The sequence below is a fragment of the Mesorhizobium sp. M0771 genome (genome assembly GCF_040320155.1).
GTDB lineage: Bacteria > Pseudomonadota > Alphaproteobacteria > Rhizobiales > Rhizobiaceae > Mesorhizobium.
The window spans coordinates 56,186-80,826 of record NZ_JAMYPC010000003.1; the positions used below are offsets into that span (position 1 = coordinate 56,186).

Sequence of the window (24,641 nt, forward strand, 5' to 3'; positions counted from 1 at the left end):
CAAAACGGTTCCCGTTTGTCCGAGAAAACCGGTTCCCACTTTTCGGGATCATGCTCTATGACTACAGCCATGAAAGCCACCGTTGCCGACATAGCCAGGAGCTGCGGCCTGTCGACCGCGACCGTCGACCGGGTTCTGAACAACCGGGCCGGCGCGAGCGCCGCCAACCGCCAACGGGTGATGGAGGCGGCCAAGCAGCTCGGCTATTTGCCGGTGGTCGATCAGGTGACGCTGCCGTCGCGGCCGGCGCATCTTGAATTCTTCCTGCCGATCGGCGCCAACGGTTTCATGATCGACCTCGCCGGGCACATCGAGGACTATGCGGGGCGCCTGCCGCTGGTCGCCTCGTGCCGGATCCACAATCTCGGCGGCATCTCGCCGGCAGCGCTGCAGGCGGCGGTTGAAAATCTGTCGCTGAAGGCCAATGGCGTCGGCGTCATTGCCGTCGATCATCCGCGAACGCGCAACATATTGCGCGATGTGGTCGAGGCAGGCATCCGCCTTGTCACGCTGGTCTCCGACGTTCCAGCCGCCCCGCGTTCGGCCTATGTCGGCATCGACAACCGGGTTGCCGGACGCACGGCGGCGCTGTTGATGGGGCGCTTCCTCAATGGCCGCCAGGGTCATCTGGCGATGGTCGTCGGCTCGCGTTCCTATCGCGGGCACGAGGAGCGCGAGATGGGCTTTCGGTCGGTGCTGACAGAGGAATTCCCCAATCTCACGGTCTCGAGTGCGGTCGAGATCAATGACGAACCGGAGGGCAGCTACACCGCAACGATGCAGGCGCTGCACAACGAGCCGGAACTGCTCGGCATCTATTGCGTCGGCGCCGGGCGCTCAGGTGTGGCGAGAGCGCTGCTCGAGGCCAAGCCAAAGAAGAAGCCGGTCTTCATCTGCCACGACCTGACCAAGGAAACGCGCGGCTATCTCGTCGACGACCTCGCCGATGTCGTCATCGACCAGAATGCGCGGCTGATCGCGGAGCAATCTGTGATCCGCCTGCTCGGCTCGATCGCGTCCGCCGCGCCCTACCTGACGAAGAAGTTCATCGAGCCACGGCTGATCTTCAAGGAAAACGTGCCGGTGCAGTGAAGTCGCGCCGTGGCGGTTTCTCCGATTTGTACGACAAGTCGGGGTAGATGCCGCAAATCTGCACAGCAGCCATGCAACTTTCATTGTTGCCGAATCATTGGGCAACCCGTACTCATCTGGGTGTCGGCCATCTACTCCTCCCAGATGCGATGCCGACGCTGAGCGCGGTGCACCTCCTCCCGCATCTCGTTCGAAATCGAGCCCGCTGCCACCTCCTCCCGGCAGCGGGCTTTTTTCATTCTCAAATGAATCTAAATTAGAGTTGACGGGCAAGTTCGGAGAATAGCCAAAAGCCCCGCCGGATGATGGGGACTCCTCAACTCCGAAAGCTGGAATTCAGCGCGCCCTGAAAGAGCTGATCAGGCCTTCAGCCATGCGCACGAACTGCGTGCTGGGGCCCTGGCAGCCCATGGTCTGCACGCTGACGCGCGCCCCTTCGAACAGCAGCGACAGCGTATCGGCCAGAAGCTCGGCCTGACCGATGCCCGCATCCCGGCACAGCGCAACGAGGCGATCGCGCTGAGCGCTCTTGAGCTCCTTGATCACGCTCCTGGCGGGATGGTCCGGCTCGGTCAATTCGGCGGCGGCATTGGCCATGTCGCAGCCGCGACCGTCAGCCGCCAGGCAAGCAGCGGCCATGCGAATCCAGGCATGCAACTGGGCGAGCTTGTCGCCGGGATGCTCAGCCTCGAATTGGTCCCACATCGCGGCGCCTTTAGCCGCCGACGCGCGCAGGCATTGGACGATCAGTTCGTCCTTCGACTCAAAATGACGGTAGAGCGTCATCTTGTTGGTGCCGGCGGCTTCCGTGATGGCGTCGACACCGACGCCCTTGATGCCATGCTTGTGAAACATGTCCTGCGCCGTCTCCAGGATTCGGTCCCGGGGGCGCACGCGATCGGTAATGCCGTCTGCCATCGCAGTCTCCTTGTCTCCCTAAAAATTCGGTTCACCTCTTGACTAGGGTGTTACCGGTCTGTAACTATCCGAATGTTACTTACTGGTAACACCTATGTGGCCTTCCGTCAATAACAAGGCCGTGAACTGGTCCTGCCAGATCACAAAGGGTGAAAATTGCAGGTCATGCGGCTCCGGCCGGTGAAGAGATGAAAACCGGTTCGCGATCGTCCGATGCGGGCCGCTGGAATGGAGACGCTCCAATGTCGCAGCGCAAGGATTTGACCATCGATGAAGCCATCCGGGATCCGATGATCCGGTTGGTGATGAAAGCGGACCGCGTCAATCCGCGCGCCTTCGAAGCGATGCTGAGGACCGTTGCCGATGAGCAGGGCCTCAGCGGTGCGGCGCCGTCTTCGTATTTTTTGCAAGACCCGGGTTCGGTGCGCGGCCGGCGGCAGTCCCGGTCTGCCAATTCTTTTAAAGAGGCCGGTTCTTCTAAAGAGGTTTGCGTGTCGTGGTAAACTTTTTCATCCATCGTCCGATCTTCGCCTCGGCCATCGCCATCATCATGGTGCTCGCCGGGACGATTTGTTATTTCCTTTTGCCGGTTTCGCAGTTTCCCGACATCACGCCGCCGCAGGTCGTGGTCAGCGCCCATTATCCGGGCGCCAGCGCGCAAGTGGTCGCCGATACGGTGACGACGCCGCTGGAGCAGCAGATCAACGGCGTCGAAGGTATGACCTACATGTCGTCGTCGAGCTCCAATGACGGCTCCTCGACCATCACCATCACCTTCGATGTCGGCTATTCCTTGAGCACCGCGGCCGTCGACGTCCAGAACCGCGTCTCGCAAGCGGCCTCCTCGCTGCCGGCGATCGTCAACCAGGGCGGCGTGACGATCAAGAAGCAGAACCCGAATTTCGTCCTCATCGTCAACCTGACCTCGCCCGACAGTTCGGTCGATCCGGTGGCGCTGAGCAACCTCGCCTATCTGCAGGTCGTCGATCCGCTGAAGCGGCTGCCTGGCGTCGGCGACGTCCAGATATTCGGCGAGCGCCGCTATTCGATGCGCGTCTGGCTCGACCCGGACAAGCTCGCCAATCTTGGCATCACCGCTGTCGATGTCCAGAACGCCATCTCGGAACAGAACGTCCAGGTGGCGGCCGGCAAGATCGGCCAGTCGCCGGCGCCCGCCGGCACCGCCTTCGAGATGCAGGTCAACGCCGTCGGCCGCCTGAGCGACCCCAAGGAGTTCGGCGACATCGTCGTGCGCGCCAACACCGGCACCGGCTCGCTGGTGCGACTGCGCGACGTCGCCCGCATCGAGCTCGGCGCGCTGCAATATTCGTCGTCGGCCTTCTTCGGCAAGGACCCGACGGTGGTGCTGGCCGTCTACCAGATGCCCGGTTCCAACGCGCTCGATCTGCAGCAGCACGTCAAGGACAAGATGCAGGAACTGTCGGCCCGTTTCCCCAAGGGCGTCAGCTACGCCATGCACTACGACACCACGCGCTTCGTGTCGGCATCGATGCATGACGTCCTGATCACGCTTGGCGAAGCGCTGGTGCTGGTCGTGGCCGTGGTGTTCATCTTCCTGCAGAGCTGGCGCACGACGATCATCCCGACCATCGCCATTCCGGTGTCGCTGGTGGCGACGATGGTGGTCATGGAAATGATGGGCTTCTCGCTCAACATGCTCTCCCTACTCGGCATGGTGCTGGCCATCGGCCTCGTCGTCGACGACGCCATCGTGGTGGTCGAAAATGTCGAGCGACAATTGGAGGCGGGCCTCAAACCGCTGGCGGCGACCAAGGCCGCGATGGCCGAGGTCACCGGACCGATCATCGCCACCACCGCAGTGCTGATGGCCGTCTTCGTGCCCGTTGCCTTCATTCCCGGCGTCTCCGGCAAGCTCTACAATCAGTTCGCGCTGACGGTGGCGATTTCGGTCGGCATATCCGCCTTCAACTCGCTGACGCTCAGCCCGGCGCTGAGCGCCGCCTTCCTGCGCCATCGCGGCGAGACGCAGTTCGCCCCGTTCCGCTGGTTCAACACGGGCTTCGACAGACTGTCGCATGCCTATGCGCACGGCGTGCGTATCCTCATCCGGCTGCGCTGGATCATGCTCGGTCTGTTCGCGGCCGGCCTGGTGGCCACCTACTTCGTCTGGCAGAAGTTGCCCTCGACCTTCCTTCCGGTCGAGGACCAGGGTTACTTCTTCGTCGTCATCCAGCTGCCTGACGGCGCCTCGCTGGAACGCACCGACGCGGTGGCGCAGAAAGCGCGCGACATATTGCAGGCAACACCCGGCGTCGAGATTGTCGGCTCGATCAGCGGCCTGAACTTCCTGACCAGTGCGGCGCAGTCGAACTCGGCTGTCGAGTTCGCCATCCTGAAGCCGTGGGAAGAGCGCGGCCCCGACCAGAGCGCGTCCAAGCTCGTCTCCGATGTGCGCGGCAAGCTGATGCAGATTCCGGAAGCCTTCGCGCTGTCCTTCGATCCGCCTTCGATCCCGGGTATCGGCACCACGGGCGGCTTCGAATTCGTCGTCGAGGACCTCACCGGGCGAGGCAGTTCAGCCCTCAACGACGCGACGCAAGCCGTGATCGCCGAGGCGCGCAAGCAGCCGGAAATCAACCCGCAGCAGCTGTTCTCGCCGTTCTCGACCTCGACGCCGCAGTTCAACTACGACCTCGACCGCAGCAAGGCCAAACTGCTCGGCCTCAACCTGCCCGACGTCTTCAACACGCTGCAGATCTATCTCGGCTCGCTCTACGTCAACGACTTCAACCTGTTCGGCCGCACCTTCCGGGTGACCATCCAGGCCGACAAGGATGCACGTGCCGACGCAGGCGACCTTTCGCGGCTCTATGTGCGCAACGCCTCCGGCGGAATGGTGCCGCTGAGCACACTTGGCAAACTGGTGCCGTTCGTCGGCCCGGAAACCGTGCCGCACTACAACAACAACGCCTCGGCCACGATCAATGGCGGCGCAGCCCCCGGCTTCTCGTCGGGCCAGGCGGTTGCCGCGATGGAACGGGCCGCCGCCACCGCTTTGCCCAGGGATTTCGGTTTCGAATGGACCGGCATCACCTTCCAGGAGCTCAAGGCAGGATCGATAGCGTCGGTCGTCTTCGGCCTCGCCATCGTCTTCGTCTTCCTGATCCTGGCGATGCAGTATGAGAGCTGGGCGATGCCGTTCATGGTGCTGCTGGCGGTGCCACTGGCCCTGTTCGGCGCCTTCGCAGCCCTGTTCCTGCGCGGCATGCAGATCGACGTCTACTCGCAGATCGGCTTCGTCATGCTGATCGGCCTCGCCGCCAAGAACGCGATCCTGATCGTCGAGTTTGCAAGGCGGCGGCGCGAGGAGGGACTGAGCATTGTCGACGCGGCAATGGAAGCCGCGCGGCTGAGGCTGCGGCCGATCCTGATGACGGCCTTCGCCTTCATCCTCGGCGTGCTGCCGCTGATGTTTGCGACGGGTGCGGGTGCGGCAAGCCGGCAGTCGATCGGCACCACCGTGTTTGGCGGCATGGTCGCGGCGACCATCCTGTCGCTGGTGTTCGTGCCAGTCTTCTACGCGGTCATCGAACAGCTGCGCGAAGGCCGCGTGCGCAGCGAACCGAACGCTGCTCATGACCAGGACAATAATGAACCGACTGCCGAACCAGCGCCGATGCGCCTGGCCGAAGCAGCCGAATAGAATTGGAGACCAAAATGCGTAAATGGAAAATAGCTTTGGGAACGGCCGTCGCCCTGGGAGCGATCTCGGTGGCAAGCGTCCACTTCCTCGACATGGGCAATCTCAGCCTCAATGCCGGCACGGCGGCAGCGACGGCAGCACCTGCGGCATTCGTCATGCCGGTGCCGGTGACGAGCGTGGTCAAGAAGACGATCCCGATCTATCTCGACTACGCCGCCCGCATCGAGGCGATCCGCAGCGTCACCTTGCAGGCCCGCGTGCCCGGCTATCTGCAGGAGCAGACGGCTGAGGACGGCGCGGATGTGCGCCAGGGTGATCTGCTCTACAAAATCTCGCCCGACGACTTCAAGACGGCTCTCGACCAGGCCAAGGCCGAAGTGCAGCGCGACCAAGCGAGCCTCGACTATGCACGCTCCAATCTCGGCCGCGGCTCCGAACTCGCCAAGAGCGGTTATCTGGCCAAGGATGGGTTCGACCAGCGCACGAGCACCTTGCGTCAGGCCGAAGCGTCGCTTGCCGTCAACCAGGCGGCGGTGCGGACGGCCGAGCTTAATTTGAGCTACGCCGAAATCCACGCTCCGTTTGCCGGCCGCGTCGGCCGCAACCAGGCTTCGGTCGGCACGCTGGTCAGCGTCGCCGGCACGGTGCTGAACACGCTGGTGCAGCTCGACCCGATCTACGTCACCTTCAATCCGAGCGAGACGGACCTGGCCGAAATCGAACAGGCCCGGGCCGCCGGCCCGATCGAGGTCGAGGTGCTGCTGCCCGGCGAGACCGAAGCCAGCCAGAAGGGCGAACTCACCTTCATCGACAACACGGTCGACCACTCGACCGGCACGATTACGGCGCGCGCCACCATCGGCAATGCGAAGTTCTCGCTGCTGCCGGGCCAGTATGTCCGGGTGCGGCTGCACATCAAGCAGCTGCCCGACGCGCTGATGGTGCCGCAGGTGGCGCTGGGTTCGAGCCAGCTCGGCAAATATGTCTATGTAGTCGGCAAGGGCAACACGGTCGACCAGCGCATCGTCTCGCTCGGCGCGACCAGCGGCGACCTTGTGGCGGTCCTCAGCGGCGTTGCCGAAGGCGACCAGGTGATAACGGGCAATCTGCAGAAAATCGGACCAGGAATGCCGATCTCGCCGTTGCCCCAGGAGAAACCGGCCAGCTGATAACCCCCATCAGCCCCGGTCCTGCGGCGCCTTCGGCTTCCACGCCGAGGGCGCCGTTTTTTTATGGAGCGCCGCACGCCGTTTTTGGAGTAACCGCAAGGCACAAGAATCCGGAACAATCATCTTGTAGGATTGTCGACAATCTGCTTGTCTCGTTTCCGGCTCTCACTGGAATGACGGAATGGCCAAGCTGGACTTCAGTCCGATCGCGGATACGACACGCCGGGCCGAGATCGTCGCGCTGTTGCGGCGCGCGATCCTGACCGGCCAGCTGGAACCCGGCCAAAAGCTCAACGAGCTGAGGATCGCCGAGCAGATGCGGGTCAGCCGTGCGCCGTTGCGCGAGGCGATGCGCGAGCTGGTGCAGGAAGGCATCCTGACCAGCATTCCCTATGCCGGCACCTTCGTCATCGATGTCACCGCCAAAGATATCGACGACGCCTATTCGCTGAACAAGGTGCTCGATGAATTCGCCATCGAGCGGACATGGAAGCTGCGCGACCAGCGCTTCTTCGGCGAACTCGACCGCCGGCACGAGGCAGTGAAGCAGGCGACGCGCGCGCGAGACACCACCCGCCAGATCGAAGCCGCGCTGCAATTGCACGGGCTGATCTATGAATGGGCCGACAATTCGGTGCTGCTGGAAACCTGGCAGCGGCTGACCAGCCGGCTGCAGATGTATTTTGCCCTGCACCAGCGGGCCCGCAACGAGCCGGTGCCGGCCGAAGATCTCCACGAGACCTATGTGCGGCTCTTGAAGGGCGCCGACATGCGCGCCGCCCAGCGCCATGCGCGCGAGCATATCGACCTCGATTTCGAAGAGCTGCTTGCCTATGCGCGTGGCCTCGAACAGCGGACATCGAAGGGCTGACCCTCCTCAACGCCTAGAGACAACGGACAGACAAGTGCAGATCAAAACCATCAAGGCCTATCGCGTCGTGCAGCCCTTCGTGGACGGGCCCTACCGCATGTCAAAGGGGCGGGTTGCAGACTGCTTCGATGCGGTGATCGTCGCCATCACCTCCGACAGCGGCGTGACCGGCTGGGGCGAGATGGCGCCGCTCGGCAATTTCTATTCGGCCGCCTTTCCGGCGGGAACGCGCGCGGGCGTGGTCGAGATTGCGCCGCACCTGATCGGCCAGGACCCGCGTGGCCTCGCCGGCATCGGCCGGCTGATGGATACGGTGTTCAAGGGCCATCCCTACACCAAGTCGGCGCTCGACATGGCCTGCTGGGATCTGGCGGCCCGGGCCGCCGACGTGCCGCTGGTGACCATGCTTGGCGGCCGCGAGAGCGACATGGCGGAGACCTACCGCGTCGTCACCCACGGCACGCTCGACCAGATGGCGGCACTGGCCAAAAGGATCATCGCCCAGGGCTGCCGCCGACTGCAGGTCAAGGTCGGCGGCAATGTGCATGAAGACATCGAGCGGGTGAGCGCAGTCGCTTCGGCCGTGCCGAAAGGCACGGTGATTTTCTGCGACGCCAATGCCGGCTGGACACCCTACCAGGCGCGGCAGTTCGCCGATGCAACGCGCGGCATCGACTACACGTTCGAGCAGCCCTGCACGACGATCGAGGAGAACATGTCGGTGCGCCGCATGCTCGACAAGCCGATGGTGCTGGACGAGAGCGTCATCTCGCTCGAGGCGATGCTGGAAATCCATCGCCTGGGCGCCGCCGACGGGCTGACGCTGAAGATCTCGCGGCTTGGCGGCGTAACCAGGACAAGGCAAATCCGCGACGTCGCCGTCGATCTCGGTTTCATGATTACCGTCGAGGATACGGGCGGCGCCGAGATCGACACGGCGGCGATGGCGCATCTGTCGCTGTCGACGCCGGAAGAACGCCGGCTGCACGCCATCGCCTTCCATGAGTGGGTGACGGTGCGCACGGCCTCCAACGCCCCACCGGTCACCGGCAGCCACATGGGCATTCCCGACGGGCCCGGCCTCGGCATCGATGTCGTGCCCGACCTGCTCGGCAAGCCTTTCCTAGAGATCGGCTGAGATCAAGCGCAGCATGAAGCTGTCACCCCACGAATCCTCCGTGGGAGATTTGGTCCTGCAGCCATTCTCCGATTTGCGGGTTGAAATATTTTTCAAATGGAAATAGGAATGTTCAAAATGATGATTTGACGCTGCGGCGCGTCATGACTGGAGGAAGCGATATGGCCCATCCGCAATTTGCAGCGGAACTTCTGCAGCGCGCTGAAGCCCAAGGGCCCATCACCATCGGACTCGCCGGCGCCGGGCAGATGGGCACCGACATCGTCGTCCAGGTGGCGCTGATGCCGGGCATGCGGATCGGTGCCATTTCCGAGGTGCGGCCGCAAGCGGCGATCGATGCCGCACTGCTCGCCGGCCATGACCGCTCCGACATCGTCCAGGCTGCGACCGCCTCTGCCATCGACCGCGCCATCGAGGCCGGCAAGATCGCTGTCACCGAAGATCTGCATGCGCTGGCCGCGGCCGGCCGCATTGATGTCATCATCGACGCGACAGGCAATCCCAACATCGGCACGCTGTTTGCGCTCGAAGTGATGAAGAACGGCAAGCACATCGTCATGCTCAATGTCGAGGCGGACATTACGATCGGCCGCTTCCTCAAGGAGGAAGCGCGCAAGGCCGGCGTGGTCTACACCGGTGCGGCCGGCGACGAACCCGCCTGCACGCTGGAGATCATCGGCTTCGCCAAGAGCCTCGGCTTCAACATCATCGCCGCCGGCAAGGGCAAAAACAACCCGCTCAAGATCGACGCCATGCCCGCCGACTACGAGAAGGAAGCGGCCGAGCGCAACATGAATGCGCGCATGCTGGTCGAGTTCGTCGACGGTTCCAAGACGGCGATCGAGATGGTGGCTATCGCCAACGCCACCGGGCTGGTGCCCGACGTGCCGGGCATGCACGGCCCGACGGCGACGCTGGAGGAACTGGCCAGCGTGCTTTGCCCGCGCGAGGATGGCGGCGTGCTGCACCGCAAGGGCGTGGTCGACTATTCCATCGGCAAGGGCGTGGCGCCCGGCGTGTTCTGCATCATCGAAACGAGGCATCCGCGCGTGCTGGAGCGCATGGTCGACCTCAAGGTCGGCAAGGGCCCCTATTTCACGATCTACCGTCCCTATCACCTGACAAGCCTTGAAGTGCCACTGTCGGCGGCGCGCGCCGTGGTCTACAAACGCGCCGACATGGAGCCCCTCGACCATCCGGTCGCCGAAGCGGTGGCGGTGGCCAAGAGCGATCTCTGCGCGGGCCAATCGCTCGGCATGATCGGCGAGAACGACTATCGCGGCTTCGCCATGACCTGGGAGGACGCCCGCGCCAAGGGCGCGCTGCCGCTCGGGATTGCCGAACGCGCCAAGGTGGTCAAGCCGGTCAAGACCGGCGACTTCCTCACCTATGAAAATTGTGTACCCGACGATTCGATGGTGATAACGCAGATACGCCGCCGTCTCGACCAGTCGGACGGACAGTTTGTGACCAACGCCGCCTGAACCTTCGGGATCTCCCTGTGATGGACGATGTCGTTATCGGGATCGATGCCTCGACGACGGCGGTGAAGGCAATCGCCTTCACCCGCGACGGCGCGGAGCTGTTCCAGGCGCGCGAGGCCTATCCGCTGGCCAATCCGAAGCCCGGCCATTTCGAGCAGGATGCCGAACATTGGTGGGCAGCCCTCATCAGTGCGCTGAAGCAGGTTGCCGACAAGGTCGGCGCCGCGCGCGTGGCGGCAATCGCCATCGCCCATCAGCGCGAGACTTTCACCCTGATCGATCATGCCGGCAAGCCGCTCATCCCGGCGATCCTGTGGCTTGACGAGCGCGCCCGGCCTCAAGTCGCCAAGCTGTCGGCCGAGCTTGGCCGCGAGACGATCCGCGACTGGAGCGGCAAGCCGCCGGATCCGACGCCGGCGCTCTATGCCATCGCCTGGCTGGCGGAACACCAGCCGCAGGTGCTGGCCAACGCCGCCGCCCTGGTCGATGTTCATGGCTTCTTCGTTCACCGGCTGACCGCACGGCTGGTAACCAGCACGGCAAGTGCCGACCCGCTCGGCTTGCTCGATGTCACGACAGGCGAATGGCACCCTGAGCTTGTCGCGGCTGCAGGGTTGCAGCCACGGCAGTTGCCGGCGCTGATCGGCCCAGGCGAAATCTGCGGCGGCCTTGCCGAAAGCATTGCCCAGCTGACTGGCCTCAAAGCGGGCACGCCAATTGTCGCCGGCGCCGGCGATGGCCAGGCCATGGGTCTCGGCATGGGCGTCTATGGTGCCGGCAGGAGCTATCTCTCGCTCGGCTCCGGCGTCGTCAGCGGCTGCTATTCCGGCACGGTCACCACATCGGATGCGTTTCGCACGCTGGTCTCGCCGACCGGCTCCGGCTTCATGCTGGAAACCGTGCTGCGCTCGGGCATGCAACTGGTCGACTGGATCGTGCGCACCACCGGCGCGTCTTCCGCGGCAGAACTGGAGAAGGGTGCGGTCGATGTTGCGGCCGGCGGCGACGGTCTTTTGGTCATGCCCTATTGGGCCGGCGTCATGAGCCCCTATTGGGATGGCGCGGCGCGCGGCGCCGTTGTTGGCCTGTCGCTCGACCATGAGCCCAGGCATCTCTTCCGCGCCACGCTGGAAGGCATCGCTTTGGAGCAGGCCATCGCCAGCGAGGCGATGGAGGCCGAAAGCGGCGGCAAGTCGGGAGAGATGATTTCCGCCGGCGGCGGCACCAATTCGGCGCTGCTGATGAAGATCATGGCCAGCGTGCTGGAGCGGCCGCTGTTCGTGTCGCCGGTCAACGAGGCGGCGGCCCTTGGCGCGGCCATGCTGGCTGCTTCGGCGATCGGCTGGTTCGCCTCGGCGGAAGACGCCGCCAAGGCAATGGCGGCGGCGCCGGCCAGGCGTGTCGATCCGGATATGACGCTGGTGCCGGCTTACCGGGCGCGCAAGGCGATCTACCGCGACCTCTATCACGCGACACGCGACATCCACGCGCGGCTCGGTGCGATCTGAGTTCAAGCGCAGCTTGCCTGCGTGAGGCTCCCATGCCCAACCTGCCCAGCTTGCCGATTTTGCGTCCTGCCCGGCCAATGCTAGACTCATCGGGCCTATGAAAGCAGTATTTCACCTTGCCGCCCTGCCCTGGATTGTCGCGCTTGCGGCAGCTCCAATGACGGCGCGTGCGCAGGACGAGCCGCCCTTCGAGGTCACGCTCGACATGGACAATGACGGCAGGATGGATCGGGCCGCGATCGCGGCGGATCCCGACAGCGGGCTGGCGGATCTCTCGATCTATCTGGCTGCCGGCGAAGGAAAGCTCGATCCTTCGCGCAAGCCTGACTTTGTCAAAAAGGCGCTGACGCAGGACTGTATTCTCGGGCTCGAAAGCAAGGGCAAGGGATCGCTTGCCGTCACCTCGTGCTTCGGCTGCGGCGCCAACAAATCATGGGATGCGACGCTGACCATCGTCTGGCGCGGCGGTAAATTCCTTGTCGCCGGCTACAGTCGCGACTGGGACTGGAATGTGCAGAAAGCCGACGGCTCGGTCGAGACGACGCTGGGCGGCTGCGACATCAATTTTCTCACCGGCAGAGGCGTTGCCTCAAAGGACCTGGACGACGGCAAACCGGTCGCGGGAAAATTCGTGCCGGTCGCGCTGGCCGACTGGTCGGACGACAGTCGTCCGGAGCCCTGCGAATTCTGACAAGCCCCCGCGTGCTTCAGCGGTTGAGCAATCCCTTGGCCGCATCCTCATCGGTGATCAGCACCGAAATCCTGGTGTTGGCCAGCGCCGCGCGCATGACGGCGACCTTCTCCTGACCGCCTGACACCAGGATGATGCTCGGAATATCGGACAGATCCTGCAGCGGATAGGCGCAGACGCGGCGGTTGACCTCATGGTCGACAGGGTGGCCCTCGGCGTCGATGAAGTGGCACAAGAGGTCGCCGACCGCGCCGGCCGCCTGCAATTCCTCGAGTTCGCTCGGTTTGATGAAGCCGTAATTGGCGATCGGGCTGTCCTTGGAAAACGAGCCGACGCTGAGCACGGCGATGTTGGCGCGGCGCGCGCGGAAGACGACATCCTGAACGCTGCGCTGGCTCATGAAGGCATCGCGCTGTTCCGGCTTGTCGGCATAGACCGGCACCGGCAGCAGGAAACATTCAGCGCCGATCTTTTCGGCGAACTCCCAGGCGCTTTCGGTCGGGTTGAGCGGCTGCGCGTGGGTGAGGCCACCGAGCATCGAGACGACCGTCGTCCTGGCGATCGGCCGCCTCGGCAGTTCGTTGATGGCGAATTTCAGGGTGCGACCCCAGCCCAGCGCGATGACGTCGCCGGCATTCACATTGTCGGCGAGATAGGCGGCAGCCGCGTGGCCGATCATCAGCGGCGCGTTGCTGCGGTCGGCGGCTGATGGCACCACGACCGCCTGGCTGAGCCCGAAACGCTGCTTCAGGCTCTCCTCGAGCTGCACGCATTCGACGACACTGTCGCGAATGCGGAACTGCACGATGCCCTCCTCTCGCGCAGCGGAGAGAATGCGGTGCACCTTGATGCGGCCGACGCCGAGGATCTCGGAAATGCGCTCTTGCGTCAGACCTTCGACATAGTAATGCCAGGCGGCCCGGGCCTTGAGCTCGGCATCGGGGAAGCGCGAGGCCTTCTCGTTTTCGACGGTCGCCATCTTTTGCCCTCCCGCGGCAGATTTCGGAAATCTTTCCGCAAGCGCCGCCCCCTGGCCTTCCCTAGGACAAACCGCCCTGTGGCGCAAACCACCGCCGAATGGCGCAACGGCTCTTGACAATTTTCTAATGAACAGTTTAGCTGAACAAAATTGCATATCAAAGATAAATTGTTCACAGGGAGGTGCCTGGTGAACAAGAGCGGACGGCAGGCCATCGCCGTTTCGCTGACGGAGGAGACGAAGTGGCCGTGAGTAATGATGCAAGCGAGTCGAAGGCTGGCGAGTTGAAAGCCGCGCCCGGCACTCAAGGTGCGACGGCCGCGAAGCTTTCGGCACTGTTTGCCGGAACCATGGGACCGCTGATCGGACTGCTGCTGCTCTGCCTGGCGCTGACGTTGACCACCGACACGTTCCTCACCATGCGCAACATCCTCAACGTGCTCGACCAGATCACGGTGCTCGGCATCATGGCAATCGGCATGACGCTGGTGATCCTGATCGGCGGCATCGATCTCTCGGTCGGCTCGGTGCTGGCGCTGGCCGCCATGGTGATGGGCTTTGTCTCCCACCCCGACTATCTCAATCTCGGCCTTGCGGCCGGCGTCGTTGCAGCACTGGTCGTCGCCGGCCTTTGCGGACTGGTGTCCGGCCTGCTGGTGACCGTCACCCGGCTGCCGCCGTTCATCGCGACGCTGGCGATGATGTCGGTGGCGCGCGGCCTTGCCAACATGATCACCGACGGCTCGCAGATCGTCGGCTTTCCCGACTGGTTCACCAGCCTGTCGATCATCCGCCATTTCGGCTTTCTGTCGGTCACAGTCGGGGTGATGATGGTGCTGGCGATCGTCTTCGCCATCTTCCTCAACTACCGCGCCGCCGGCCGCAGCCTTTACGCCATCGGCGGCAGCGCCGAGGTGGCGCGGCTCTCCGGCATTCCGGTGAAGTCGCTGACCAACTGGGTCTATGCCATTTGCGGCGTGCTTGCGGGTCTTGCCGGCATCGTGCTCGCCGCGCGGCTGGATTCGGTGCAGCCGAGTTCCGGCCTGGGCTATGAACTCGACACCATCGCGGCGGTGGTGATCGGCGGCGCCAGCCTCTCGGGCGGCGTCGGTTCGATCGGCGGCACAGCGGTCGGCGTGCTCATCATCGGCGTGCTGCGCAACGGCCTCAATCTGCTCGGCGTCTCGCCCTTCATCCAGCAGGTGGTGATCGGCGTGGTGATCGCGCTGGCCGTCGCCAGCGACACCTGGCGGCGCAGGGCGCGATAGAGAGCGGGGCACAATTGAGAATTCGCCCGGAGCGTCCGGGCGATAGACGGATCGGTCGATCCGAAACTGGGATGTTCCAAGGGGCGCGATGCGCTGGCGGGACAGTTTGACTATCAACGGAGGAAACACATGCTGACCAAACGTTCATTGCTGCTGGCCGCTGCCGCCATCATTCCTATGCTCGGGCTGACCGACATGGCCTCGGCCAAGGAGGCCAAGAAACTCGGCCTCGCCGTGGCCAATCTGCAGGCCGACTTCTTCAACCAGATCAAGCAGTCGGTCGAAGCCTACGGCAAGGAAAAGGGCATCGAGATCGTCACCGTCGACGCCAAGGGCGATTCGGCAACGCAGGTCAGCCAGGTGCAGGATCTGATCACGCAGAACATCGACGCGCTGATCTACATTCCGGCCGGCGCCACCGCCGCCACCGTGCCGACCAAAACCGCCAAGGCTGCCGGCATCCCGGTCGTCAATGTCGACCGCAACGCCGACGGCGCGCCCGGCGACACCTTCATCGCCACCAACAGCGTCGCCTCGGCGCAGGCGGTGTGCGACTACATCGCCAAGCAGGCCGGCGGCAAAGGCGAACTGATCATCATCCACGGCCAGAAGGGCACCACGCCGGAAGTGGATCGCTCGAAGGGCTGCGGCGAAGCGCTCAAGGCCTATCCCGATATCAAGGTGGTCGGCGAATTGTGGAGCGAAGGCTGGCACCAGGACGAAGGCTTCAAGCTGACGCAGGACCTGCTGCAGTCGCATCCCGATGTCTCCATCGTCATCGGCCAGGCCGATGCGCTGGCGCTGGGCGCGGCACAGGCGGTCAAGGTCGCCAATCCCGGCCACAAGGTCTGGGTCGCCGGCTTCGATGGCGACGTGGCCGCACTCAAGGCGCTGAAGGACGGCGTGTTCGACGTCACCGCGACGCAGCAGACGCAAGGCATGGGCCGGCTCGCCGTCGATGCGGCGATCAAGCTGGTGGCCGGCGAAAGCGTTCCGGCCGAGCAGCTGCAGGATGCGACGCTGACCACCAAGGACAATGTCGAACAGTTCATCGCCAAGCACCCGTAATAACCCGCACCGCTTAGAGAGAGCGCCACGATGTCTCCTGATCCTCGCCACAGCGAAAGCCCGCACAACGGGCTTTTCGTCAACGGCCTCTGCAAGAGCTACGGACCGGTCCAGGTTCTGGCCGATGCGAGCTTCGAGGTGCGGCCGGGCGAGGTTGTGGCGCTGCTCGGCGAAAACGGCGCCGGCAAGTCGACGGTGTCCAATATCATCGCCGGCTCGACCCGGCCCGACGCGGGCACCATCATCTGGCGGGGGAAGCCCTATTCCCCCGCCTCGCCCGCCGCCGCCATCGATGCCGGTGTGGGCATGATCCATCAGGAACTGAAGCTGCTGCCGGATCTGTCGGTGGCGGAGAACGTCTATGTCGGGCGCCTGCCGATGCGCGGCGGCCGCATCGACCGCGCAGCGATGAACGCCAAGGCCTCGGCGCAGTTGAAGCGGCTTGGCCTCGACGTCTCGCCCGAGCGCAAGGTGGGCACGCTGCGCATCGCCGCCCAGCAACAGGTCGAGATCGCCAAGGCGTTGACGCTCAATGCCGAATTGCTGATCTTCGACGAACCGACCGCAGCGCTTGGCGGCGAGGAAACGGAGCTTTTGTTCCAGCAGATCCGCAAGCTCAAGGCGGAGGGCATGTCCTTCATCTACATCAGCCATCGTCTCGACGAGATCGCGCAGATTGCCGACCGCGTGGTTGTGATGCGCGACGGACGCATCGTCGCCCGCCACGAACGCGCCGATATTCCCGTGCGCACAGTAGTGGAGCAGATGGTCGGCCGCTCGGTCGAGCGGATGTTCCCACACTTGACGCCGCCGCGCGAGGAGACGCTGCTCGAGGTCGACAACCTGTCCTCGCCGGAGAAGAGCTTCAACAACGTTTCCTTCTCGGTCAAAGCAGGCGAGATCCTCGGCATTGCCGGGTTGATCGGCGCCGGCCGCACCGAACTGGTGCGGGCGATCGCCGGCGCCGATCCGATCTCGTCGGGCTCGGTGCGCGTTGCCGGCAAATCGGTGCATCTCAGCGGGCCGGCGGCAGCGATCAAGGCCGGCGTCGTGCTGGTGCCGGAAGACCGCAAGGCGCAAGGCGTGGTGCTCGACCAGACCATCGGCGAGAATCTGGCGTTCGGCAATTTCGACCATGTCGCGCCGAAGGGCTGGGTGTTTCCGAAAGCGGTGCAGAAATTCGCCGAAGCCGGCATCGCAAGGCTCGGGGTCAAGGGCAAACCTGGCCAGGCGGTCAGCAAGCTTTCCGGCGGCAACCAGCAGAAGGTGATCATTGCCAAATGGGTGTCACGCCCGCCGAAAGTGTTCATCCTCGATGAACCGACGCGCGGCATCGATGTCGGCGCGCGTGCGGCTATCTACGACGTCATCGCCGACCTCGCCCGCTCCGGCATGGCGGTGGTGGTGGTCAGCTCCGACCTCGAGGAGGTGCTGGGGCTGTCGCACCGCGTGCTGGTGCTGAGCCGCGGCCGCCAGCGCGGCATTCTCGACCGCAGCGAGGCGAGCAATGTCGCGGTGATGGAACTCGCCACGAGCTGAGGACAGGAGTCGGAACAAAGCGCAGCAGGTGGTATCCTCCCAAGGACCGGACCGCGCGGGGCGCCAGCAAAGACTGGCGCCCCTTCATTTCAGGCGGCCGGCAGTTGGAGCAGAGGGACCGACGATGAAACTATTCGATCTTCACGGAGACGTGGCACTGGTGACCGGCGCCGGCAGCGGCATCGGGCAAGCGATCGCCATTGGACTGGCCGAAGCCGGCGCCGATGTCGTGTGTTTCGGCCACACCTCAAAGGGCGGGCTGGACGAGACCGCGCACAGGATTTCGGCACTTGGCCGCAAGGCACTGGTGCTGACCGGCACGGTGACGTCTGAGGCTGACCTTGCAGCGGCGATCGAGCGCACCGAAAAAGAACTCGGCGCGCTGACCATCGCCGTCAACAATGCCGGCATTGCAGGAGCCGAGGCCGCCGAGACGCTGTCGCTGGAGAAGTGGCAGAAAATCTACGACGTGAATGTCAGCGGCGTGTTCCTGTCCTGCCAGGCCGAAGCGCGCGCCATGCTGACGCGGCGCAAGGGCTCGATCATCAACATCGCCTCCATGTCGGGTTCGATCGTCAATCGCGGCCTGACCCAGGCGCATTACAATTCGTCGAAGGCGGCGGTCATCCACATGTCGAAAAGCCTCGCCATGGAATGGGCCGATCGCGGCCTGCGCGTCAATGTGGTGAGCCCAGGCTACACGCTGACGCCGATGAACAAGCGGCCGGAGGTCGCCGAACAGATCAAGATCTTCGAACGCGACACGCCCATGGGGCGCATGGCGACGCCGGAAGAGATGGTCGGCCCGACCGTGTTCCTGGCCAGCCGCGCCGCGAGTTACGTCACCGGCATCGACCTGATCGTCGATGGCGGTTTTGTCTGCTGGTAAGGAGAAAAGATGCAGAAGCGTTTTGAAGGCAAGACTGCGGTCATCACCGGCGCGAGCGGTGGCATCGGCGCGGCGATGGCGAAGCGCTTCGCCGAGGAAGGTGCCGCGGTCGTGGTCAGCGCCATCGATACCCGCGTCGAGGACGTCGCCGCCGGCCTGAAAGCGGCAGGCGCCAAGGTCGCGTCGATGCGCATGGACGTTACCAGGAAGTATGAGGTCACCGCGCTTTACGACCTCGCCGAGAAGGAATTCGGCCGTGTCGACATTTCGGTGCAGAATGCCGGCGTCATCACCATCGCCCGGATCGAGGCGATGACCGAGGCCGAGTGGGACAAGGTGATGGCCGTCAACACCAAGGGCGTGTTCCTGTGCTGCCAGGAAGCGATCGCGCGCATTCGCAAGCATGGCGACGGCGGCCGGCTGATCAACACGGCATCGGGCCAGGCGCGGCAGGGTTTCATCTACACGCCGCACTATGCGGCGTCGAAGTTCGGCGTCGTCGGCATTACCCAGAGCCTGGCCAAGGAAGTGGCCAAGGAAAAGATCACCGTCAACGCCATCTGCCCCGGCATCATCGACACCGACATGTGGGCCTATAATGACGCAGCGTGGGGCAAGCTGATGGGTGACTACAAGCCCGGCGAGCTGATGGCCGAATGGGTGAAGAACATCCCGATGGGACGCGCCGGCAGCGGCGAGGACGTGTCCGGCCTGGTCAGCTTTCTCGCCAGCGACGACGCCACCTACATCACCGGCCAAACCATCAATGTCGATGGCGGCCTGATCATGTCGTGAACGTCAGCTCTGGCGGTTGGCAATCGCCAGTCTGAAATTCCGCAGTGCACAGGGCATCAGCCGTTGCGCCGCATGAACGTTGGTATATATAATTTCATCCCATGAAACGGCCTGGCGGGGATGGGGCTTGCCGGCCGAGACCATGGGACCTTGATGGCTCGCACGTCTGAGAGCGCCGCTGGAGCGGCGATCGATCCGTTGACGATTGCTCACGCAGCAATCCATCCGATGCCATGACGCGGGCCCGCCCGGCATCACATAAACACCAAGTCGAGCAACCATTTCGCCTGCGCAAGTTGCGGCCGCGGCACTGGCTTGGTGCGAACGAGCTTGCGTAACGACCCGCCTTTCCAACACAATCAAGAAAAGACGCAAGAAGGGAACGATCAAGAAATTTCCACATGGTTTGACAGGAGAACAAGCATGTCATTTCGCAGTGTGATTTCGAACCTATCAATGGGAGCCTTGGCGCTTGCCGCCGCAAGTGCGCTTACATCACCGGTCCACGCAGCAGCACCTGAATCCAACGACCCGATCAAGATCGCGCTGTTCGACTGGACCAGCGTCAACCTCAACGCCAAGATCCTTGGCGGTATCCTCGAAAAGCTCGGCTATACCGTCGAATATCCGACAGCCGACTACCTCTCCAGCCTGACCACCGGCCTCACCAATGGCGACCTCGATGTCGGCCTGGAGTTCTGGGACACGACGGCCGGCGAAGCGATGAAGGCTTCAGACGCCACCGGCCAGACCGAGCGGCTCGGCAAGCTCGGGCCGAAGGCCAAGGAGGAATGGTGGTTTCCCGAATATATGAAGGAGAAATGCCCCGGCCTGCCCAATTGGGAAGCGCTGAAGGACCCGAAATGCGCCGAGGCGTTCTCGACAGCGGAGACGGCGCCGAAGGGCCGCTATCTCGGCGGCCCGGTAACCTGGGAAGGCTTTGACGACGAGCGCGTCGAGGCGCTGAAGCTGCCCTTCACCGTCATCCATGCCGGCACCGACGCGGCGATGTTCGCCGAGTTGGACTCGGCCTATCAGCGCAAGGCGCCGATCATGCTGTGGATCTATTCGCCGCATTGGGCGCCGGCCAAGTACAAGGGCGAGTGGGTCGAATTCCCGGAGTATACGCCCGAGTGCTACACCGACCCGAAATGGGGCACCAACCCGGATGCCAAATATGATTGCGGCAAACCGCATGGCGAAATCTGGAAATACTCCTGGTCCGGCATGAAGGACAAATGGCCGGTCGCCTACAAGGTGGCCAAGGCGTACACGATCGACACCGATGAGCTCAACAAGATGAGCGGCGAGATCGACCTCGGCGGCAAGACGCCCGAAGATGTCGCCGCCGCCTGGATCGCCGCCCACGAAGCAGACTGGAAAGCCTGGGCGCAGTGATCGCCTGACTGGAAGCCAGACCCGGCCCTAGCGGCCGGGTCTTATCTCCATTTTCCAGAAGGACCATTGGATGACGGAAGCGACTGAACCGCAGGCAACTGGCACGCCGGAGGATGTGCGGCCGATAAAGCTTGCCTGCCGTAATGTCTGGAAACTGTTCGGATCGAACGCGGCCAGCTTCATCCGCGAGCGTGACGGCAAGGCCAGCATGGCCGACATCGCCGCGGCCGGACTGGTCGGCGCGGTGCGCGCCGTCGATCTCGAAATCCGCCAGGGCGAGATTTTCATCATTATGGGGCTGTCCGGCTCCGGCAAGTCGACGCTGGTGCGCTGCATGTCGCGGCTGGTCGAGCCGACCCACGGCAAGGTCGAATTCGAAGGCAACGATCTGCTCAAGATTTCCGATTCGGCGCTGATCGAACTGCGGCGCCATCGCATGGGCATGGTGTTCCAGAATTTCGCGCTGCTGCCGCATCTGAACGTGCTGGAGAACATTGCCTTCCCGCTGAGTATCCAGGGCCAAGACCGGCCGACGCGCGAAGCGAGAGCGCGGGAGGTGATCGATCTCGTGGGCTTACGCGGCCGCGAGCATTTCTATCCGCGCGAACTCTCCGGCGGCCAGCAGCAGCGCGTCGGCATTGCCCGCAGCCTCGGGACCAAGCCGGAGATCTGGTTCCTCGACGAGCCGTTCTCGGCGCTTGACCCATTGATCCGCCGCGAGATGCAGGACGAGCTGATGCGGCTGCAGACCATGCTGCACAAGACCATCGTTTTCATCACCCATGATTTCGACGAGGCGATCAGGCTGGCCGACCGCATCGCCATCATGAAGGACGGCGAGGTCATCCAGATCGGCACACCGGAGCAACTGGTGGTCAATCCGGCGACCGACTATGTCGCCGAATTCACCCGGGATGTCGACCGCGCCAAGGTGATTTCGGCGCGCAGCCTGATGCGTGCCCTGGATGGCTCCGAGCATGGCGGCACGGTTTCGCCCGACGCCAGGATCGCCAGCTTCTCGGCCAGCATCGTCGCTTCGGGAAAACCGTTCGCGGTGGTCAACGGCAGCGGCAAGTCGATCGGCGAGGTGACGCCGCAAGCCGTGATCGGACTGCTGGCCGGCATCGACAAGCAAAGAGCCGGCGCATGACGGTGACTGCAAGCGCCAGCCAAACGAGGCCACCGGTTCAGCGCTGGCTGCTGATCTGGGCGCTGGCGCTGGCCGCCGTGCTGGTGGTATTCCTGCTGCAGGAGAGGCTGCCATGGGCGGTCGACTATCCGGCCGATGCGGTCGTTCCCGTCGCCGACTGGGTCAGTGCGCTGATGCGCTGGATCAAGTCGAACTTGTCCTGGCTGACCCGCTCGATCACCGCGGTGCTCGGCGTTCCCCTCGATTTCGCGCTCGACCTGCTGGCCAAGAATTTCAAGATTGGTCACGGTGCCGATGCCTATGTCCTGCCGCGCCTGTCCTGGATCGGCGTCTGCGTAGCCGCCTTCATCGCCGGGCACGCCGTGGGCGGTAGAAAACTCGGCATGCTGGTCGGCGGCTGCTTCCTCTACACCGCGCTGTTCGGCCAGTGGACCAGCGCCATGCTGACACTGGCACTGATTTCCATCGCGGTGCCGTTCTGCATCGTCACCGGCCTGTTCGCCGGCATCTGGGCGTGGCGCAAGCCATGGGCCGAGCGGCTGATCATCTCCCCTGCCCTCGATTTGATGCAGACCATCCCGACCTTCGCCTATCTCATCCCGATGCTGCTCCTGTTCGGCAACAGCCCGGTCTCGGCGATGATCGCCACCGCCATCTTCGCCACGCCGCCCATGGTGCGGGCAACGATGCTGGGTCTGTCGCGGGTGCCCTCCGAGATCGACGATTTCTCAGAGATGGCCGGCTGCACGGCGCGGCAGAAATTGTGGCGCGTGCAGCTGCCGTCGGCGCGGCCGACACTGATGATCGGCGTCAACCAGGTGATCATGCTGGCGCTGAACATGGTGATCATCGCCTCGATGATCGGCGCCGGCGGCCTCGGCTATGATGTGCTGCTGGCGCTGCGTGCGCTGAAGGTCGGCGAAGCGATGGAAGCCGGGCTCGCCATTGTGGCGCTCGCAATCGCGCTCGACCGGCTGAGCCAGGCGATCGCGCATAAGCAGGCAAAAGGCCACGTTCAACGGCAGGCGAACCAGAGCGTTTGGCGGCGCTATCCCAATCTGTCGCTGGCCATCGCCATCCTGGTCGTGACGACGCTGCTCGGCCTGTTCGTACCGGCCTTCGCAGCGGTGCAGAAGGAGATCACCTTCACCACCGCGCCACTGTGGAAGGCGGCGGTGAGCTGGGTGACGATCAACTTCTTCGACGTGATCGAAGCGTTTCGCGTGGCGCTCATCCTCAATGTACTGAACCCGCTGCGCGCCTTCTGCGAAGGCTTTCCGTGGCTCGGCGCGGTGGCCCTGCTCGGCCTCGCCGGCTATCAGCTCAGTGGCCTGCGTTTGGCCGCCCTTGTCGCGGCGCTGACCGCCTTCTGCGCCGTCACCGGCCTTTGGGAAAAGACTATGGCCACAGTCTATCTCTGCGGCATCTCGGCCTTCATCGCCTGCCTGATCGGCATTCCGATCGGTCTCGCGGCCGCCCGCAGCGACCGCTTCGAAAAGATCGTCACGCCCATCATCGACACGCTGCAGGTGCTGCCGTCCTTCTGCTTCATCATTCCCGTGGTGATGCTGTTCCGGGTCGGCGACGTCACCGCCATGATCGCAACGGTCGCGTTCGCCGTGGTGCCAGCGATCCGCTACACCAATCACGGCATCCGGCAAGTGCCGCCGGCGCTGATCGAGGCGGCGAAGGTTTCCGGCTGCACGCCGCGCCAGACCTTCTTTCGCGTGCAATTGCCGCTGGCGCTTCCCGAAATCATGCTGGGCGTCAACCAGACGATCCTGATGGCGCTGGCGATGATCATCATCTGCGCCATGGTCGGCACACGCGACCTCGGCCAGGAAGTCTTCATCGCGCTGTCCAAGGCCGATTCCGGACGCGGCATTGTCGCGGGTCTCGCCATCGCTTTCATCGGCATCGTCGCAGACCGGCTGTTCAATGCCTGGACGGCGAAGGCGCGGGCAAGACTAGGATAATTGTTGAATGTCCAATCCCGGCGAACCGCCTTTTGCCGTACTCGTCTTCGACATGGCCAAGACCGGCGAGCCGGACGGGGAGCACGTAGTTTCGGGGTTTGAGACGCTGGAGGCGGCGACGTCCTACGCCATTGCGCGGGTTCGCGCCTCGGTGGAGGAGTTGCGCAAGCCCGGCATCGCCACTGCTGAGCTTCGCCAGCTCTGGCACCTCTATGGCGAAGACTGTTCGGTGCTGAACGCCGGAGTGCGCGGCAGCGATCTACTCGACGATTTCATTGCGACGCCGTCGATGCCGGCCGAATGCAACTGGCAAGTTCTCGCGCCAAGGCTGCGCCGCTTCCGCGCCTCGCTGCTGATCTCCAACGGCAACAACGAATCCGTCTGGGCGGGCGGCTTCTTTCGCTCGACCTACAGGCTGACGCGAGACGGCCTCCTCGAGCGCTTTGGCGACGACGCCATTGCCGCCTTCAAGGCCAAGGGGATCGAGCCGGCGGAGCCGACGAAGCTCATGGTCGCCAATTACTTCGAGCTTCCCGACCCGCCCTACCCGCCGCCAGGCGTGACGCTGCGATCCTGGAAGGTCGAGGTCGGTTTTGTCTGCCATGACGTGAAGTTCGGCGGCGACGCCGCCGGAATCTTCGCCTGGCCGCAAGAGCCCACCGACTGGGCGCTCAGAACCATGCAGTTCCTGCTGATGGCCGACATGATGGCCATGCGCGGCGATGGCCCCGACTGGGCCAACGACTGCGAGATACTAACCGCCAAGGTGACCGAGACGGAGGCGCCTCCCGACTATCCGCTGGATTGAAGTGATGATCATCACCTGCCCCGTGGCCGGCACACGCGATCTCGGCCAGGAAGTGTTGGTCGCACTGTCCAAAGTCGCGGCATTGTCGCGGGCTGGCAACAACCTGCCATCGACATCATCGCGGTCGGTCTTCGACCCCTGAGCCGCGAAAGCTCAAGCACGGCTCGGATAGACGGTTTCGCCTCTTCTGGAGTTCGCCTCTTCTGGAAATGGCA

Annotated in this window: 21 protein-coding genes; 19 read left to right on the plus strand and 2 right to left on the minus strand. The window is 63.8% G+C overall.

Annotated features, from left to right (window positions below; all coding sequences use genetic code 11):
• Positions 1-69 precede the first annotated feature (69 nt).
• Positions 70-1,092: a LacI family DNA-binding transcriptional regulator gene (locus NKI05_RS05775; protein ID WP_023668516.1), complete on the plus strand. Its 1,023-nt coding sequence runs from the start codon at positions 70-72 to the stop codon at positions 1,090-1,092.
• A 336-nt stretch (positions 1,093-1,428) separates the two neighbouring features.
• On the opposite strand, the gene NKI05_RS05780 is transcribed toward NKI05_RS05775, so the two are convergent.
• Entirely contained in the window at positions 1,429-2,010 is a 582-nt protein-coding gene (locus NKI05_RS05780) for a TetR/AcrR family transcriptional regulator (protein ID WP_023668517.1), read from the minus strand.
• Between the two features lie 242 nt (positions 2,011-2,252).
• On the opposite strand from NKI05_RS05780, the gene NKI05_RS05785 reads away from it, so the two are divergent.
• The 8 genes from NKI05_RS05785 (at position 2,253) to NKI05_RS05820 (ending at position 12,556) form a co-directional block, all read left to right on the plus strand.
• Positions 2,253-2,513 carry a hypothetical protein gene (locus NKI05_RS05785; protein ID WP_023735604.1) on the plus strand — a complete coding sequence of 87 codons (261 nt, stop codon included), beginning with the start codon at positions 2,253-2,255 and terminating at the stop codon, positions 2,511-2,513.
• Positions 2,507-5,695 (plus strand): efflux RND transporter permease subunit, encoded by a 3,189-nt coding sequence (locus NKI05_RS05790; protein ID WP_023735605.1) that lies wholly within the window; start codon positions 2,507-2,509, stop codon positions 5,693-5,695. The genes NKI05_RS05785 and NKI05_RS05790 overlap by 7 nt, the downstream gene beginning before the upstream one ends.
• 14 nt (positions 5,696-5,709) lie before the next feature.
• On the plus strand, positions 5,710-6,864 hold the full coding sequence (locus tag NKI05_RS05795) for an efflux RND transporter periplasmic adaptor subunit (RefSeq protein ID WP_023735606.1): 1,155 nt from the start codon (positions 5,710-5,712) through the stop codon (positions 6,862-6,864).
• 181 nt (positions 6,865-7,045) lie between these two features.
• Positions 7,046-7,735, plus strand: a complete 690-nt coding sequence (locus tag NKI05_RS05800; protein ID WP_023735607.1) for a GntR family transcriptional regulator — start codon at positions 7,046-7,048, stop codon at positions 7,733-7,735.
• Positions 7,736-7,769: 34 nt separating this feature from the next.
• Positions 7,770-8,873, plus strand: a complete 1,104-nt coding sequence (locus NKI05_RS05805; protein ID WP_023735608.1) for a mandelate racemase/muconate lactonizing enzyme family protein — start codon at positions 7,770-7,772, stop codon at positions 8,871-8,873.
• Between the two features lie 161 nt (positions 8,874-9,034).
• Positions 9,035-10,357, plus strand: a complete 1,323-nt coding sequence (locus NKI05_RS05810; RefSeq protein ID WP_023735609.1) for an NAD(P)H-dependent oxidoreductase — start codon at positions 9,035-9,037, stop codon at positions 10,355-10,357.
• A 20-nt stretch (positions 10,358-10,377) separates the two neighbouring features.
• Positions 10,378-11,865 (plus strand): xylulokinase, encoded by a 1,488-nt coding sequence (locus NKI05_RS05815; RefSeq protein WP_023735610.1) that lies wholly within the window; start codon positions 10,378-10,380, stop codon positions 11,863-11,865.
• A 157-nt stretch (positions 11,866-12,022) separates the two neighbouring features.
• Positions 12,023-12,556 (plus strand): hypothetical protein, encoded by a 534-nt coding sequence (locus NKI05_RS05820; protein ID WP_023815215.1) that lies wholly within the window; start codon positions 12,023-12,025, stop codon positions 12,554-12,556.
• A 16-nt stretch (positions 12,557-12,572) separates the two neighbouring features.
• Here the strand turns inward: NKI05_RS05820 and NKI05_RS05825 are convergent, their stop codons facing one another.
• The gene (locus tag NKI05_RS05825) at positions 12,573-13,535 is read right to left on the minus strand and encodes a sugar-binding transcriptional regulator (protein WP_023668527.1); all 963 of its coding nucleotides are present in this window, start codon (positions 13,533-13,535) and stop codon (positions 12,573-12,575) included.
• A 284-nt stretch (positions 13,536-13,819) separates the two neighbouring features.
• Between NKI05_RS05825 and NKI05_RS05830 the strand changes: the two genes are divergently transcribed.
• The 10 genes from NKI05_RS05830 to NKI05_RS05875 all read left to right on the plus strand — a co-directional run bounded on the left by NKI05_RS05830 (position 13,820) and on the right by NKI05_RS05875 (position 24,568).
• On the plus strand, positions 13,820-14,803 hold the full coding sequence (locus tag NKI05_RS05830; protein WP_050594077.1) for an ABC transporter permease: 984 nt from the start codon (positions 13,820-13,822) through the stop codon (positions 14,801-14,803).
• Positions 14,804-14,932: 129 nt separating this feature from the next.
• Positions 14,933-15,871 (plus strand): sugar ABC transporter substrate-binding protein, encoded by a 939-nt coding sequence (locus NKI05_RS05835; protein WP_023668529.1) that lies wholly within the window; start codon positions 14,933-14,935, stop codon positions 15,869-15,871.
• Between the two features lie 30 nt (positions 15,872-15,901).
• A complete protein-coding gene (locus tag NKI05_RS05840) occupies positions 15,902-17,410 on the plus strand; it encodes a sugar ABC transporter ATP-binding protein (RefSeq protein ID WP_023815212.1) in 1,509 nt (502 codons plus the stop codon).
• Between the two features lie 124 nt (positions 17,411-17,534).
• Positions 17,535-18,299 carry an SDR family oxidoreductase gene (locus NKI05_RS05845; protein WP_023726369.1) on the plus strand — a complete coding sequence of 255 codons (765 nt, stop codon included), beginning with the start codon at positions 17,535-17,537 and terminating at the stop codon, positions 18,297-18,299.
• Between the two features lie 9 nt (positions 18,300-18,308).
• A complete protein-coding gene (locus NKI05_RS05850) occupies positions 18,309-19,094 on the plus strand; it encodes an SDR family oxidoreductase (protein ID WP_023668532.1) in 786 nt (261 codons plus the stop codon).
• 423 nt (positions 19,095-19,517) lie between these two features.
• Positions 19,518-20,492: an ABC transporter substrate-binding protein gene (locus NKI05_RS05855; protein WP_023709181.1), complete on the plus strand. Its 975-nt coding sequence runs from the start codon at positions 19,518-19,520 to the stop codon at positions 20,490-20,492.
• Between the two features lie 70 nt (positions 20,493-20,562).
• Positions 20,563-21,642 (plus strand): quaternary amine ABC transporter ATP-binding protein, encoded by a 1,080-nt coding sequence (locus tag NKI05_RS05860; protein ID WP_352792268.1) that lies wholly within the window; start codon positions 20,563-20,565, stop codon positions 21,640-21,642.
• On the plus strand, positions 21,639-23,618 hold the full coding sequence (locus tag NKI05_RS05865; RefSeq protein ID WP_023815211.1) for an ABC transporter permease: 1,980 nt from the start codon (positions 21,639-21,641) through the stop codon (positions 23,616-23,618). The genes NKI05_RS05860 and NKI05_RS05865 overlap by 4 nt, the downstream gene beginning before the upstream one ends.
• 7 nt (positions 23,619-23,625) lie before the next feature.
• Positions 23,626-24,426, plus strand: coding sequence for a hypothetical protein (locus tag NKI05_RS05870; protein WP_023726365.1), 801 nt, complete (start codon positions 23,626-23,628; stop codon positions 24,424-24,426).
• A 4-nt stretch (positions 24,427-24,430) separates the two neighbouring features.
• Positions 24,431-24,568 (plus strand): hypothetical protein, encoded by a 138-nt coding sequence (locus NKI05_RS05875; RefSeq protein ID WP_023726364.1) that lies wholly within the window; start codon positions 24,431-24,433, stop codon positions 24,566-24,568.
• Positions 24,569-24,641 lie beyond the last annotated feature (73 nt).

Excerpts from the sequence above, each read along its gene's own strand:
- NKI05_RS05815 (WP_023735610.1), top strand. The coding sequence starts at position 10,378 with ATGGACGATGTCGTTATCGGGATCGATGCCTCGACGACGGCGGTGAAG.
- NKI05_RS05795 (WP_023735606.1), top strand. The coding sequence starts at position 5,710 with ATGCGTAAATGGAAAATAGCTTTGGGAACGGCCGTCGCCCTGGGAGCG.
- NKI05_RS05825 (WP_023668527.1), bottom strand. The coding sequence starts at position 13,535 with ATGGCGACCGTCGAAAACGAGAAGGCCTCGCGCTTCCCCGATGCCGAG.
- NKI05_RS05870 (WP_023726365.1), top strand. The coding sequence starts at position 23,626 with ATGTCCAATCCCGGCGAACCGCCTTTTGCCGTACTCGTCTTCGACATG.
- NKI05_RS05810 (WP_023735609.1), top strand. The coding sequence starts at position 9,035 with ATGGCCCATCCGCAATTTGCAGCGGAACTTCTGCAGCGCGCTGAAGCC.
- NKI05_RS05860 (WP_352792268.1), top strand. The coding sequence starts at position 20,563 with ATGACGGAAGCGACTGAACCGCAGGCAACTGGCACGCCGGAGGATGTG.
- NKI05_RS05800 (WP_023735607.1), top strand. The coding sequence starts at position 7,046 with ATGGCCAAGCTGGACTTCAGTCCGATCGCGGATACGACACGCCGGGCC.
- NKI05_RS05875 (WP_023726364.1), top strand. The coding sequence starts at position 24,431 with ATGATCATCACCTGCCCCGTGGCCGGCACACGCGATCTCGGCCAGGAA.
- NKI05_RS05835 (WP_023668529.1), top strand. The coding sequence starts at position 14,933 with ATGCTGACCAAACGTTCATTGCTGCTGGCCGCTGCCGCCATCATTCCT.
- NKI05_RS05850 (WP_023668532.1), top strand. The coding sequence starts at position 18,309 with ATGCAGAAGCGTTTTGAAGGCAAGACTGCGGTCATCACCGGCGCGAGC.
- NKI05_RS05780 (WP_023668517.1), bottom strand. The coding sequence starts at position 2,010 with ATGGCAGACGGCATTACCGATCGCGTGCGCCCCCGGGACCGAATCCTG.
- NKI05_RS05845 (WP_023726369.1), top strand. The coding sequence starts at position 17,535 with ATGAAACTATTCGATCTTCACGGAGACGTGGCACTGGTGACCGGCGCC.
- NKI05_RS05785 (WP_023735604.1), top strand. The coding sequence starts at position 2,253 with ATGTCGCAGCGCAAGGATTTGACCATCGATGAAGCCATCCGGGATCCG.
- NKI05_RS05865 (WP_023815211.1), top strand. The coding sequence starts at position 21,639 with ATGACGGTGACTGCAAGCGCCAGCCAAACGAGGCCACCGGTTCAGCGC.
- NKI05_RS05855 (WP_023709181.1), top strand. The coding sequence starts at position 19,518 with ATGTCATTTCGCAGTGTGATTTCGAACCTATCAATGGGAGCCTTGGCG.
- NKI05_RS05840 (WP_023815212.1), top strand. The coding sequence starts at position 15,902 with ATGTCTCCTGATCCTCGCCACAGCGAAAGCCCGCACAACGGGCTTTTC.
- NKI05_RS05775 (WP_023668516.1), top strand. The coding sequence starts at position 70 with ATGAAAGCCACCGTTGCCGACATAGCCAGGAGCTGCGGCCTGTCGACC.
- NKI05_RS05820 (WP_023815215.1), top strand. The coding sequence starts at position 12,023 with ATGACGGCGCGTGCGCAGGACGAGCCGCCCTTCGAGGTCACGCTCGAC.